This window comes from Agromyces sp. Y782, assembly GCF_059445405.1.
The window spans coordinates 41,450-54,604 of record NZ_JCAIUG010000001.1 but is presented as its reverse complement, the minus strand read 5'-3'; the positions used below and the strand labels follow the sequence as shown (position 1 = coordinate 54,604).

12 protein-coding genes are annotated in these 13,155 nt (G+C 68.2%); 11 read left to right on the top strand and 1 reads right to left on the bottom strand.

The window, feature by feature from the left end; genetic code table 11:
* The first annotated feature begins 246 nt into the window (after positions 1-246).
* From AC1C2S_RS00255 to dapF, 10 genes are all read left to right on the top strand, one after another.
* Positions 247-3,180, top strand: coding sequence for an FtsK/SpoIIIE family DNA translocase (locus AC1C2S_RS00255; RefSeq protein WP_495350536.1), 2,934 nt, complete (start codon positions 247-249; stop codon positions 3,178-3,180).
* Between the two features lie 38 nt (positions 3,181-3,218).
* Entirely contained in the window at positions 3,219-3,821 is a 603-nt protein-coding gene (pgsA, locus tag AC1C2S_RS00250; protein ID WP_495350535.1) for a CDP-diacylglycerol--glycerol-3-phosphate 3-phosphatidyltransferase, read from the top strand.
* 15 nt (positions 3,822-3,836) lie between these two features.
* A complete protein-coding gene (locus tag AC1C2S_RS00245) occupies positions 3,837-4,337 on the top strand; it encodes a CinA family protein (protein ID WP_495350534.1) in 501 nt (166 codons plus the stop codon).
* A 211-nt stretch (positions 4,338-4,548) separates the two neighbouring features.
* The gene (locus AC1C2S_RS00240; RefSeq protein WP_344293510.1) at positions 4,549-4,857 is read left to right on the top strand and encodes a helix-turn-helix domain-containing protein; all 309 of its coding nucleotides are present in this window, start codon (positions 4,549-4,551) and stop codon (positions 4,855-4,857) included.
* An 86-nt stretch (positions 4,858-4,943) separates the two neighbouring features.
* The gene (locus AC1C2S_RS00235; RefSeq protein ID WP_495350533.1) at positions 4,944-5,189 is read left to right on the top strand and encodes a DUF3046 domain-containing protein; all 246 of its coding nucleotides are present in this window, start codon (positions 4,944-4,946) and stop codon (positions 5,187-5,189) included.
* A 292-nt stretch (positions 5,190-5,481) separates the two neighbouring features.
* The gene (gene recA / locus AC1C2S_RS00230) at positions 5,482-6,546 is read left to right on the top strand and encodes a recombinase RecA (protein ID WP_495350532.1); all 1,065 of its coding nucleotides are present in this window, start codon (positions 5,482-5,484) and stop codon (positions 6,544-6,546) included.
* A gap of 48 nt (positions 6,547-6,594) precedes the next feature.
* The gene (locus tag AC1C2S_RS00225) at positions 6,595-7,332 is read left to right on the top strand and encodes a regulatory protein RecX (RefSeq protein WP_495350531.1); all 738 of its coding nucleotides are present in this window, start codon (positions 6,595-6,597) and stop codon (positions 7,330-7,332) included.
* 12 nt (positions 7,333-7,344) lie between these two features.
* Positions 7,345-8,955, top strand: a complete 1,611-nt coding sequence (gene miaB / locus AC1C2S_RS00220; RefSeq protein WP_495350530.1) for a tRNA (N6-isopentenyl adenosine(37)-C2)-methylthiotransferase MiaB — start codon at positions 7,345-7,347, stop codon at positions 8,953-8,955.
* 1 nt (position 8,956) lies between these two features.
* Entirely contained in the window at positions 8,957-9,877 is a 921-nt protein-coding gene (gene miaA, locus AC1C2S_RS00215; protein WP_495350529.1) for a tRNA (adenosine(37)-N6)-dimethylallyltransferase MiaA, read from the top strand.
* A gap of 4 nt (positions 9,878-9,881) precedes the next feature.
* Positions 9,882-10,763, top strand: coding sequence for a diaminopimelate epimerase (gene dapF / locus AC1C2S_RS00210; RefSeq protein ID WP_495350528.1), 882 nt, complete (start codon positions 9,882-9,884; stop codon positions 10,761-10,763).
* 18 nt (positions 10,764-10,781) lie between these two features.
* Here the strand turns inward: dapF and AC1C2S_RS00205 are convergent, their stop codons facing one another.
* Complete coding sequence (locus tag AC1C2S_RS00205) at positions 10,782-11,396, bottom strand: class I SAM-dependent methyltransferase (protein WP_495350527.1); 615 nt, start codon at positions 11,394-11,396, stop codon at positions 10,782-10,784.
* A gap of 42 nt (positions 11,397-11,438) precedes the next feature.
* Between AC1C2S_RS00205 and hflX the strand changes: the two genes are divergently transcribed.
* The gene (gene hflX, locus AC1C2S_RS00200; protein WP_495350526.1) at positions 11,439-12,968 is read left to right on the top strand and encodes a GTPase HflX; all 1,530 of its coding nucleotides are present in this window, start codon (positions 11,439-11,441) and stop codon (positions 12,966-12,968) included.
* The last annotated feature ends 187 nt before the right edge of the window (positions 12,969-13,155 follow it).

Below are 13,155 nucleotides of genomic sequence, written 5' to 3'. Positions count from 1 at the left end.
GTATCGCTCCGAGGGCTTCGCGATCGTCGACGCTCACGCCGGCCGTGACACGATGGTGCGGTCGCTGCGGTGACCTGCATCGTTGCGCACGCAGCCGTCGTGCGCTCAGCCGTCGTGCGCCCCGCCGTCGTGCGTCCGCCATCGCGCGCCCAGCCGTCGAGCGCTTCGCAGGCCCAGGATGCGCCTCGCGGATCGCGAACACTCGCGTTCGGCTGACACCCGGTGGGCGCGCGCGGCCGTAGCCTTATGGGCATGGCTACGAGCACCAGGTCGAACGGTCGTGCCTCGGGCACGTCTTCGCGTGCTTCGAGTTCGCGCACGGCGCCCACGAAGAAGCTGCCCGCGGCGAGCACTCGTGCCGCCGCGTCGAAGAAGACGTCCCAGACGCCCGAGAGACCGAACGTGGTCGTGCGCGCGTGGATGGGCCTCGCTCACCTCACCGGCGGCGCCGCCCGTGCACTCGGACCCGAGACGCTCTCGAAAGAGGAGCGCCGCGACGGCTTGCCGTTCTTCATCGTCGTGCTCGCCATTGCCGGTGCGGTCGTCGAGTGGTTCTTCATCAACGACCCCATCGCGCAGGCGCTCGACTCGTGGACGTTCGGCGGCCTGTTCGGCCGCGTCGCGTTCGCCTTGCCCGTCGTCATGCTGCTCTTCGCCGTGTGGCTCTTCCGGCACCCGAGTTCCGTGCACGACAACACCCGCATCGGCATCGGCCTCGGCCTGTTGCTCCTCACGGTCTCCGCGCTCTGCCACCTCTTCGGCGGCCTGCCCGAGCCCCGCGAGGGCATGGCCGTGCTCGCCCGCGCGGGCGGCGTCCTCGGCTGGATGGTGGCGGCTCCGCTCACCGCGCTCATCACGCAGGCCGGGGCCACGGCAGTCGTCATCGTGCTCCTCCTGCTGGCGCTGCTGATCATCACGAAGACGCCGCCGAACCGCATTCCGGCGCGGTTCCGCGAGCTCTACGAGTGGCTCTTCGGGGCGACGCACGACGAACCCGTGACCGAAGTCGGGCCGAAGCCGTCGCGTCGCGATCGCAAGAAGGCGGTGCAGACCGAACTGTCGGGCCTCGACGCGCTCGACGCCGACGGCGACGGCGAAGACACAGGTCGTGGCGGCCTCGTGCCGTGGTGGCGTCGCAACGATTCCAATCGCGAAGAGGACCCGTCGTTCGAAGCGCCGGGAGTGGAAGGCCTCACCGAGGTCTTCGGCGCGGGTTCTGCCGCAGGCAGCTTCGAGACGCCGCTCGAGGTCGCGGCCGCTCCGAGCAGCTACGACACCGAGGTACTCGGTGACCTCGAGCGTGCCGAGTCGGCCCTGCAGGGCTTCACGGGCGACGTGCCGCGCGGCGGCACCGGCCTTCGCGGTGACGACGCAGGGGCGACGAACGTGCTCGCGGTCTTCGACGAGGTCGATGCGGGCGACGCCGTCGTTCCCGCGGCGGCAGGCGCGGAGCCCTCGCAATTCGAGCCGGAAGCGGCAGCCGAGCCGGATCGTCCGTATCACTTGCCCGCATCGTCGAGTCTGGCGGCCGGTCCGCCCCCGAAGTCGCGCTCCCAGGCGAACGACGACGTCGTACGCCAGATCACCGCGGTGCTCGACCAATTCGGCGTCGACGCGAAGGTCACCGGTTTCTCGCGCGGACCGACCGTCACGCAGTACGAGATCGAACTCGGCCCGGGCGTCAAGGTCGAGCGGGTCACCGCACTCTCGAAGAACCTCGCTTACTCGGTCGCCTCCAACGAGGTGCGCATCCTCTCGCCGATTCCCGGCAAGAGTGCGATCGGCGTCGAGATCCCGAACGCCGACCGCGAGACCGTCACTCTCGGAGACGTGCTGCGCTCCGGCGCAGCCGTCAACGCGAAGCACCCCATGACGATCGGCGTCGGCAAAGACGTCGGCGGCGGTTACGTCGTCGCGAACCTCGCCAAGATGCCGCACTTGCTCGTCGCCGGCTCGACGGGCTCGGGCAAGTCGAGCTTCGTCAACTCGATGATCACCTCGCTGCTCATGCGCGCGAAGCCCTCAGACGTGCGCATGGTGCTGATCGACCCGAAGCGCGTCGAGCTCGCGCCGTACGCGGGCGTGCCTCACCTGATCACCCCCATCATCACGAACCCGAAGAAGGCCGCAGAGGCGCTGTCGTGGGTCGTGAAAGAGATGGACATGCGCTACGACGATCTCGCGTCGTTCGGCTTCCGCCACATCGACGACTTCAACAAGGCCGTCGTCAACGAAGAGATCGTGCTGCCCGCCGGTTCCGAGCGGAAGCTCAAGCCCTACCCCTACCTGCTCGTGGTGGTCGACGAGCTCGCCGACCTCATGATGGTCGCGCCCCGAGACGTCGAGGAATCGATCGTGCGCATCACCCAGCTCGCGCGCGCTTCCGGCATCCACCTCGTGCTCGCGACTCAGCGGCCGTCTGTCGACGTCGTGACGGGTCTCATCAAGGCGAACGTGCCGTCGCGACTTGCGTTCGCCGTCACGAGCGTGACCGACTCCCGCGTCATCCTCGACCAGCCGGGCGCAGACAAGCTCATCGGTCAGGGCGACGCGCTGTTCCTGCCGATGGGCGCCTCGAAGTCGATCCGCGTGCAGGGCGCCTGGGTCACCGAGGCCGAGATCGAGAAGGTCGTGAAGCACGTCACGCGGCAGGCACGGCCGGAGTACCGGCAGGATGTCGCGGCATCCGTCGAGCGTAAACAGATCGACTCCGACATCGGCGACGACCTCGAGCTGCTGCTCGCGGCGGCCGAGCTCGTGGTGTCGACGCAATTCGGTTCGACCTCGATGCTGCAGCGCAAACTGCGTGTGGGTTTCGCGAAAGCCGGCCGCCTCATGGACCTCCTGGAGTCGCGCGAGATCGTCGGACCCTCCGAGGGGTCGAAGGCGCGCGACGTGCTGGTGACCGTCGAGCAGCTGGCCGGTGTGCTCGCACGTCTCCGAGGCGAAGAACCGGCCAGTGCTCCGGCCCCGCGCGCGGTGGCGCCGGCGGCAACGGCGGCCGCGGCTCCGGCTCCTGCGGCGCAGACGGGTCCGCTCGGCGACGGCATCGCCCCGACCGAGGCATACGACGCCCCCGACGCTCGATACGACGATCCCGTCGCTCGCATGAGCGAGGGTCGCCCAGAGGTCGACGGAGACGCTGACGAAGACGCATGGGGTCTCACCGGGCGCGATTGAGCTCGGCCCGCGTACGGCGCGCCCGGTAGTCTGGACGTATGACCTCCTCCGCCGGAAGCCCCCCGCGATCGGCGAACTGGAACCTTCCGAACGCGATCACGGTCGTGCGCATCCTCGCAGCGCCCGTGTTCTTCTGGATGTTGCTCGCCGACGCCGGCGAAGACGGCTGGCTGCGCTGGGCGGCGGCCGTGCTCTTCATCCTGGCGATCGCCACCGACGGCATCGACGGGCATATCGCACGTTCACGCGGGCTCGTCACCGACCTCGGCAAAATCCTCGATCCCATCGCCGACAAGCTCCTCACGAGCGGCGCCCTCGTCTGCCTCTCGATCCTCGGCGAGCTGTGGTGGTGGGTGACGATCGTGATCGTCGTTCGTGAGGTCGGCATCACCGTCTGGCGGCTCTTCGAGCTACGCCGAGGCAACGTCGTGCCCGCGTCATCGGGCGGCAAGTTGAAGACGGTCGTGCAGGCGGTCGCGATCTCGCTCGCACTCGTGCCGCTCTGGACCATTCTCGGCGACTGGGTGCTCTGGGTGAACTGGACCGTGATGGCGCTGGCGCTCGCCCTCACGCTGTGGTCAGGGCTCCTGTACGTGCGCGATGCCGTGCGCCTCGCACGTGCCTCGCGCGATGCGAGCTGAGACGGGCGAGAGCGGATGCCTCGCGCGACCGTCGACTCGGCAGCTCGGCTGATCGCCGAGCTCACCGATCGCGGCCTGCGCATCGCCGTCGCCGAGTCGCTGACAGGCGGTCTCGTCGTCGCCGAACTCACGAGCATCCCCGGCGCATCCGTCGTGGTGAACGGCGGCGTGGTCGCGTACGACACCGACGTGAAGCGGTCGGTGCTGGGGGTCTCGGCCGAGCTGCTCGCGAGTGAGGGCGCCGTGCACCCCGAGGTCGCTCGGCAGATGGCCGACGGCGTTCGCCGCGCGCTCGCGGTCGACGGTCGTGCGGCCGACCTCGGCATCTCGACGACGGGCGTCGCCGGCCCGACCGGTCAAGACGGGAAGTCGCCCGGAACCGTCTTCCTCGGCGTCGCATTCGGCGACGAGATCGAGTCGATCGCACTCGCGCTGCATGGCAGTCGCGCCGAGATCCGCGCGGCGACGGTGGTCGCGGTGCTCGACGCCGCGCTCGATCGGCTCGCACGAGACTGATCCGCCTCGAAGCATCCGACCGCTCGTCGTGGATATCTCGGAATCGACCGGCGGCACTCGGAATAGTCTTCGTGAACACCCTGTTACATGTGGCAGGTTCACACGAAAGCCCCAGTGTGCAACGCTAGATTGGAAGCACGGAGAGTCAGGTAGACTGACGCTCCGGTTTCCGGCTCCAGCAGAGTCGTAGGCAGAGAGAAGGAGGTTCCCGATGGTCCTGGTTCGACAGGAGATCGGCGATGTGCTGAGGGACTTCCGCCTGCAGAAGGGCCGCACCCTTCGTCAGGTCGCTTCCAAGGCGAGCGTCGCGCTCGGCTACTTGAGCGAGGTCGAGCGTGGCCAGAAAGAGGCCTCGTCAGAGATTCTCGCGTCGGTCGCCGATGCACTCGACACGCCCATCTCGGTGATCATGCACGAGGTCGGCGACCGTATCGCCGTGATCGAAGGCCTCTCGGTAGTGCCAGACAGCCTGCCAGACGAGCTCGTCGCCGAGTTCGACGCCGACATGATGGTCCGCTGACCACCACCCACTTGCGAGCAGACTATTCAACGTTTCGGCGATCGGCCGGTCCTCGGACCGGCCGATCGCCTGTCCGGGAGGCACCCGTGAAGCTGAGCGAGTTCCATACCGCGGTCGAAACCGAGTTCGGCGCGGGCTACGGCAGCGTGATCGTGGGCGACCTGGTGCTCGCGTCGCTCGGCGATCGCACGGCACGCGAGGCGCTCGCTGCGGGCATTCGGCCTCGCGAGGTCTGGTTGGCGCTCTGCGAGGCGACGGATGTCCCCGAGTCGCGTCGGCACGGAGCCGGTAGGCCGGTTCCGGGGGAGTCTCGTTCGCCTGGGCAGCCGTAGCCCGTTCGGTCACCCCATCGCGCCCGAAGAAGTGTTCGACACGCGGGCGTTTCTTCGAACATGCGTTCGGAGACTGCGTTAGGCTCCTCAACAGCAGGAGCAACAGCGCATCCGTCCACATCTTCGCCGAACCGGCGTCGGATGTCGGTGGCCGACCATACGGTCGATGCGTCGGAACACACCGCAACCGCCTTGTCGCGAGACGCCGCGGGCCAGCGCCAGCCGGTCTGGGCCCGCAACGTGGAACGACAGCCTACAGGCAGCAGCAATCGAGCAAGAAGGAGCCCCACCCATGGCATCAGCAGCAGACCGCGAGAAGGCACTCGAAACCGCGCTCGCACAGATCGACCGCCAATTCGGCAAGGGCTCGGTCATGCGCCTCGGCAGCGAAGATCGCGCCCCCGTCGAGGTCATCCCGACCGGCTCGATCGCGCTCGACATCGCGCTCGGCATCGGGGGCATCCCGCGCGGCCGCATCGTCGAGATCTACGGCCCCGAATCCTCGGGCAAGACCACGCTCACGCTGCACGCCATCGCCAACGCGCAGAAGTCCGGCGGCATCGCGGCGTTCATCGACGCGGAGCACGCGCTCGATCCCGAATACGCCAAGAAGCTCGGCGTCGACATCGATGCCCTTCTCGTCTCCCAGCCAGACACGGGCGAGCAGGCGCTCGAGATCGCCGACATGCTCGTGCGCTCCGGCTCGATCGACCTCATCGTCATCGACTCGGTCGCGGCGCTCGTGCCTCGCGCCGAGATCGAGGGCGAGATGGGCGACTCGCACGTGGGCCTCCAGGCCCGCCTCATGTCGCAGGCGCTCCGCAAGCTCACGGGTGGCCTCAGCCAGACCAACACGACCATGATCTTCATCAACCAGTTGCGCGAGAAGATCGGTGTCTTCTTCGGCAGCCCCGAGACCACCGCGGGCGGCAAGGCACTGAAGTTCTACGCCTCGGTGCGACTCGACATCCGTCGCATCGAGACGATGAAAGACGGCACGGAAGCAGTGGGTAACCGCACCCGGGTCAAGGTCGTGAAGAACAAGATGGCGCCGCCGTTCAAGCAGGCGGAGTTCGACATCCTGTACGGCACCGGTATCTCGCGCGAGGGCAGTCTCATCGACTTCGGCGTCGATCAGGCGATCGTGAAGAAGTCGGGTGCGTGGTACACCTACGACGGCGATCAGCTCGGCCAGGGCAAAGAGAACGCCCGCAACTTCCTGTTGCAGAACCCTGACATCGCCGCCGACATCGAGCAGAAGATCCTCGTCAAGCTCAACGTCGGCCAACCGGCCGTTGCGGCGGTTCCGTCGAACGTCGAGTCCATCGAGCCGAAGCTCGGGCGCAAGGGCGCCTGACCAATTGGGTACCGCGAACGAGCGGAGATGACCGGGGTGGGCACTGAAATGAACGATGCATCGTCTGAGCGGCTCGCCCCGGTCACCTACCTGCCGTGGGCGAAAGAGCCTGCGGCACGTCGCGCCGATGGTGCTCGCCGGCGCACGCCGACGAAGGAGCCTGCGGCTCCTGCACCGATGAAAGAGCCTGCGGCTCCTGCGCTGACGAGAGAGTCTGCGGCGCTTGCGCCGGCGATGGAGCCTTCGGCTCCGAGTGCCCGTGGCGCTCGCCGGCGCGCGACAGAGGCTGAGGAGTCGGCTCCCGACGAGAGCGGCGCAGAGCGAGACGCGCGCATCGATCGGCTCGTCGTCTCCAGGCTTCGTCGCTCGGCGTTGTCGACGGCAGAGGTGCGAGCGGTGCTCGTCGAACACGGACTCGACGACAGCGAGGTCGAAGACTGGCTCGAGCGTTACGAGCGACTCGGGTACCTCGACGACGCCCGGCTCGCCGAACAACTCGTGCACAGCCACGGCGTGCGCAAAGGCCGAGGCAGCGGAGCGATCCTGCAAGAGCTCGGGCGGCGCGGTGTCGACGCCTCGCTTGCTCGTGAAGCCGTCGAAGACCTCGACCCTGAGACCGAGCTCGAGAACGCGCGCGCGGTCGCCGAGCGCCGAGCGCGTCAGCTCAGGGGCCTCGACCGGCAGACCGCCGAACGACGCCTCTCTGCGTTCCTCCAGCGCCGCGGGTACCCCGGCCATATCGTGCGCGAGGCGGTGACGGCGGCACTCTCGGCGGATGGCTCGTAAACTGGTGCGATCATGAGCACCATTCACGACGTCTCCCTTCATGAGACACCCCGCGACCAGGTCGCTGAAGCGGCAGCGTCGCCGCGCACCTACGAGGTCCGCACCTTCGGTTGCCAGATGAACGTGCACGATTCGGAGCGGCTCTCGGGCTCCCTCGAGGCCGCAGGTTATGTTCCCGCCGACGGCGCCGAAGCCGACATCGTCGTGATCAACACCTGTGCGGTGCGAGAGAACGCCGACAACAAGCTGTACGGCAACCTCGGCCACCTCGCCTCGGTGAAGCGGCGGCACGCGGGCATGCAGATCGCGGTCGGCGGCTGTCTCGCGCAGAAAGACAAGAACGTCATCCTCGAGAAGGCGCCTTGGGTCGATGTCGTGTTCGGCACGCACAACATGGGTTCCCTGCCGAGCCTGCTCGAGCGCGCCCGCCACAATGACGAAGCGCAACTCGAGATCCTCGACGCGCTCGAGGTCTTCCCGTCGACGCTGCCGAGCAAGCGCGACTCGAGCTCCAGCGGCTGGGTGTCGATCTCGGTCGGCTGCAACAACACCTGCACCTTCTGCATCGTGCCTGCGCTGCGCGGAAAAGAGAAAGATCGACGCCCGGGCGACATCCTCGCCGAGATCCAGGCGCTCGTCGACGACGGCGTCGTCGAGATCACACTCCTCGGCCAGAACGTGAACTCCTACGGGGTCGAGTTCGGCGACCGGCAGGCGTTCGGCAAGTTGCTCAGAGCAGCCGGCCAGGTCGACGGACTCGAGCGCATCCGATTCACGAGCCCGCATCCCGCTGCCTTCACCGATGACGTCATCGATGCGATGGCTGAGACGCCGAGCGTCATGCCGCAGCTGCACATGCCGCTCCAGTCGGGTTCCGACCGAATCCTCAAGGCGATGCGCCGCTCCTACCGTTCCGAGAAGTTCCTCGGCATCCTCGACCGCGTGCGCGCGAAGATTCCCAACGCCGCGATCTCCACCGACATCATCGTGGGCTTCCCCGGCGAGACCGAAGAGGACTTCCAAGAGACCCTTCGCGTTGTCGAAGCAGCGCGGTTCGCCTCGGCGTTCACCTTCCAGTACTCCATTCGGCCCGGCACCCCCGCCGCCACGATGGAGGACCAGGTACCGAAGGCGGTCGTGCAGGAGCGATACGAACGACTCGCCGCCCTGCAAGATCGCATCTCCTGGGAAGAGAACCAACGACTCGTCGGCCACCCCGTCGAGGTACTCGTCTCGAACGCTGACGGAAAGAAAGACGACGCGACCCATCGGCTGAGCGGTCGCGCCGAAGACAGTCGACTCGTGCATTTCGAAGTGCCCGAGGGCTCCGAGGTCCCGCGCCCGGGCGACGTCGTCTCCGTCACCATCACGCAGGCCGCACCGTTCCACCTGCTCGCCGATTCAGTCGACGATGCGCCATTGCGCATTCGTCGCACCCAGGCCGGCGACGCATGGGATCGAGCCCAAGCAGAGAGCTGCGCCGTCGCGGCCGCCCCCGGCACATCCGTCGCCGGTCGCGTCTCGCTCGGCCTGCCGACGCTGCGAGCCCGCGGGGCCGAACCGCTCGTCTCGCCCGGAGTGGGCACCATGCCGATCTACGATCTCGCCGACGGCCAACGCTGACGTGACCCTCATCGCGATCGTCGGCGCGACGGGCACCGGCAAGTCCGCGTTCGCGCTCGATCTCGCCGGGGCGCTCACACGAGACGGTCGCACCGCGGAGGTCGTGAACGCCGACGCGATGCAGCTCTACCGCGGAATGGACATCGGCACGGCGAAGCTCCCGCTCGATGAGCGACACGGGGTGCCGCACCACCTGCTCGACGTGCTCGACGTCGTCGCCGAGGCATCCGTCGCCGAATACCAGTCGGCGGCCCGCGCCGCGATCGACGACGTGCTCTCACGCGGCGGCGTCGCATTGCTGGTCGGTGGATCCGGACTCTACGTCTCGTCGGTCATCCACGACTTCCGGTTTCCCGGCACGGACGCCGCGGTGCGCGCCCGCCTCGAAGCCGAACTCGCCGAGCAGGGCCCGGGGCTCTTGCATGCGCGGCTGCGCGCGATCGATGCCGCAACAGCCGCGAGTGTCGACGCGCGGAACGGCCGCCGCCTCGTACGCGCGCTCGAGGTCATCGAGGTCACCGGCGAACCGAAGGCGGCGCGATTGCCCGACCAACCCGTGCCGTGGCGCGCGCATCGCGTGGTGCATCTCCGAAGCGAGCGCGCACCCCTGGTGGAGCGGCTGGATGCGCGCGTCGAGCGGATGTGGCGAGGCGGCCTCATCGACGAGGTGCGCGGGCTCATCCCGAAGGGCCTCGAGCGCGGGGTCACCGCTCGCAAAGCCATCGGGTACGCCCAAGCACTCGGTGAGATCACGGGGCGCATGTCGAGCGCAGAGGCGATCGCCGAGACGCAGCAGCTCACGCGCACCTACGCACGGCGCCAGGTGAGCTGGTTCAAGCGGTATCGAGATGCCGCCACGATCGACGCAGACGACTCGTTCGCCCGAGCCACGGAACTCGCCCGCCAGGCGGCCATAGACTGATCCGATGGCGTTTGATCTGCGGTTCACCAAGGGGCAGGGCACCGGCAACGACTTCGTGCTCTTCAGCGATCCCGAAGGCGAGACCGAACTCACGCCCGTCCAGATCGCCGCCGTCTGCGACCGCCACTTCGGCGTGGGCGGCGACGGGGTCATCCGTGCCGTGCGTTCCGCGAACCTCGCCGACGGTGCGGCTGCTCTCGCCGAGAACGCGCAAGCGCTGTGGTTCATGGACTACTGGAACGCCGACGGCACCGTCTCCGAGATGTGCGGCAACGGAATTCGGGTGTTCACGAGCTACCTGCTCGATCAGGGGTTGGCCGATCTCGGCCCCGATGCTTCGATCGCGATCGGCACGCGCGCCGGAGTGCGCACCGTCCGCCGCAGCGCGTCGGGCTTCGAGGCGGACCTCGGTCGCTGGCGTCTCGCCGGCGGGGAGCCGCTCGTGCGCGCCAAGAGCCTCCCGGTCGCCCGCCCCGGACTCGGTATCGACGTCGGCAATCCGCACATCGTGGTCGCCTTGGCCGATGACGATGAGCTCGAGGGGCTCGATCTCGCGTACCAGCCGGTGCTCGAGCCGGTGCCCGAGGCCGGTGCCAACATCGAGTTCGTCGTGCCCGCCGAGCCGCTCGTCGAAGACGGAGTCGGTCGCATCCGCATGCGGGTGCACGAGCGTGGTTCGGGTGAGACCCTCTCGTGCGGCACAGGTGCGGTGGCGGCGGCGCTCGCGGTGCGGCACTGGGCGGGCGAGTCTGCGCCAGGCACGTGGCGGGTTCAGGTACCCGGCGGCGTGCTGGGTGTGCGCATGTTCCAGGCCGACGACGGCGAGCACGTCGCGCTGTCAGGGCCCGCCGAGCTCGTCTTCGACGGAGTACTCAGCCTCGCCTGACGTGTTCGTACGAATGCATCACTGAGCGGTTGCAGCGTGGCGCACCTCGAGCACACGGAATCCCTTGTCTTGCGCCGCGCGGTCGACCTCGAGGCCGAGCTCTTCGGCGACCCAGCGTTGCAGCGACTCGGCGCCGAGATGCTTGGCCACGACGAGCCACGCACTCGCGTCGTCTTGGAGGAGGGGCAGCCACTGCGTGAGGATCGCGTGCAATTCGGCTTTGCCGACACGGATCGGCGGATTCGACCAGATGCCGGCGAATCGAACGTCGGCGGGAACATCGCCAGGCAGCGCCGCGTTGACATTGGTGATGCCGAGACGAGCAGTGTTGCGACGCACGAGGTCGAGGGCTCGCTCGTTCACGTCGACGGCCCACACGGTGGCGTCCGGAGATCGCAGCGCAAGTGAGATCGCGATCGCACCCCAGCCGCAGCCGAGATCGAGCAGGTCGCCCGTCGCCGGAGGTGCGGGGGCACGGTCGAGAAGGATGCGGGTGCCGGTGTCGAGATGCTCGGGGCTGAACACGCCGCCGGCGGTGGAGAGCGAGAGTTCGCGCCCCGCGATGGTGGCGGTGATGGTGCGGAGAGTGGCCTCGCCGCCCGGACGAGAGGAGAAATAGTGGTCGGGGGCCATACAGGGGAACCTATCGCAGCGACGGGAACTAGGGTTAACACGATGAATGACGCCGAACAGAACTCCGCAGACGATGCCGTCGAGCGGGTGCTCCGTGGCGCTGAGACCAAGGCCGGAGTGTCGCGCTTCGGTTCCGATGCCGCAGCGGCGCTCATGGCGCCCGAAGCGGCCTTCGGCGCCGACTCCGACACCGACGGCGAGCAGTACGACCGCGAGGCGCGAGCGGGCCTCCGGCGGGTGGGAGGGCTCTCCACCGAACTTGAAGACGTCACCGAGGTCGAGTACCGACAGCTTCGCCTCGAGAACGTCGTACTCATCGGTGTGTACTCGCAGGGCTCCCAAGACGAGGCCGAGAACTCCATGCGGGAGCTCGCCGCCCTCGCTGAGACCGCAGGCGCCCGAGTGCTCGACGGAGTGCTGCAGCGCAGACCGCATCCCGACCCGAGCACCTACCTCGGCCGTGGCAAGGTCGAAGAGCTGCGGCACATCGTCTCCTCCCTCGGTGCCGACACGGTCGTCGCCGACACCGAACTCGCGCCCAGCCAGCGTCGCGCGCTCGAAGACGCGGTCAAGGTCAAGGTCATCGACCGAACCGCCGTGATCCTCGATATCTTCAGCCAGCACGCGAAGAGCCGTGAAGGCAGGGCGCAGGTCGAACTCGCCCAACTCGAGTACCTGCTTCCCAGGCTTCGCGGCTGGGGTGAGTCGATGTCCCGACAGGCCGGCGGCCAGGTCGGCGGCACCGGTGCGGGCATGGGCTCCCGTGGCCCCGGTGAGACGAAGATCGAGCTCGACCGGCGCCGCATCCACTCGCGCATGGCGAAGCTGCGCAAGCAGATCGTCGGCATGAAGCCCGCGCGTGAAGCCAAACGCGCCAACCGCAAGCGCAACGCAGTGCCGTCCGTTGCGATCGCGGGTTACACGAACGCCGGCAAGTCGAGCCTCCTGAACCGCATCACGGGCGCCGGGGTGCTCGTCGAGAACGCCCTCTTCGCGACCCTCGATGCGACGGTGCGCCGCAACACGACGGCCGACGGGCGCGTCTACACGATCGCCGACACGGTCGGCTTCGTGCGCAATCTGCCGCACCAGCTCGTGGAGGCCTTCCGGTCGACTCTCGAGGAGGTCGCCGATTCCGACCTCATCGTGCACGTCGTCGACGCCGCCCACCCAGACCCCGCCGGGCAGATCGCGACAGTGCGCGACGTCATCGGCGAGGTCGGGGCACGCGACATCCCCGAGCTCATCGTCTTCAACAAGGCCGACCTCGTGACGCCTGAAGACCGTCTCGTGCTGCGCGGGCTCGAACCGGGCGCGATCTTCGCCTCGGCACGCACGGGCGAGGGCATCCCCGAGGTGCTCGAGGCGATCGCGCGCATGCTGCCCGACCCCGCCGTCGAGATCGACCTGCTCGTACCGTACGACCGGGGCGATGTCGTCTCAACGCTCCACGAGACCGGGCGAGTGCTGTCGATCGAGTATGCCGAAGACGGCACCCGCGTTCGCGCGCTTGCTTCGCCCGAACTCGCGGGCCAGCTCGAGGAGTTCGCGGCGGCGTCCGTCCGGGCGTGAACGACCGGCGGCGCTGCCGACCAGTGCGCGCCGCAGGAGCAGCCCGAGACTGATCGGCGCGGTCGTCGCGGAGGCGCGAGCGCCGAGGCATCCATGACTCTCTGGCTCGAGGGATGCCGCGACCTCGTGTCACCTCGCGTCACAGACGTTCGCCGACGGCCGATGAGGCGTATCGTCGCTCTTGATC

Excerpts from the sequence above, each read along its gene's own strand:
- AC1C2S_RS00245 (WP_495350534.1), top strand. The coding sequence starts at position 3,837 with ATGCCTCGCGCGACCGTCGACTCGGCAGCTCGGCTGATCGCCGAGCTC.
- miaB (WP_495350530.1), top strand. The coding sequence starts at position 7,345 with ATGAGCACCATTCACGACGTCTCCCTTCATGAGACACCCCGCGACCAG.
- AC1C2S_RS00255 (WP_495350536.1), top strand. The coding sequence starts at position 247 with ATGGGCATGGCTACGAGCACCAGGTCGAACGGTCGTGCCTCGGGCACG.
- AC1C2S_RS00205 (WP_495350527.1), bottom strand. The coding sequence starts at position 11,396 with ATGGCCCCCGACCACTATTTCTCCTCTCGTCCGGGCGGCGAGGCCACT.
- AC1C2S_RS00225 (WP_495350531.1), top strand. The coding sequence starts at position 6,595 with ATGAACGATGCATCGTCTGAGCGGCTCGCCCCGGTCACCTACCTGCCG.
- pgsA (WP_495350535.1), top strand. The coding sequence starts at position 3,219 with ATGACCTCCTCCGCCGGAAGCCCCCCGCGATCGGCGAACTGGAACCTT.
- AC1C2S_RS00240 (WP_344293510.1), top strand. The coding sequence starts at position 4,549 with ATGGTCCTGGTTCGACAGGAGATCGGCGATGTGCTGAGGGACTTCCGC.
- hflX (WP_495350526.1), top strand. The coding sequence starts at position 11,439 with ATGAATGACGCCGAACAGAACTCCGCAGACGATGCCGTCGAGCGGGTG.
- recA (WP_495350532.1), top strand. The coding sequence starts at position 5,482 with ATGGCATCAGCAGCAGACCGCGAGAAGGCACTCGAAACCGCGCTCGCA.
- dapF (WP_495350528.1), top strand. The coding sequence starts at position 9,882 with ATGGCGTTTGATCTGCGGTTCACCAAGGGGCAGGGCACCGGCAACGAC.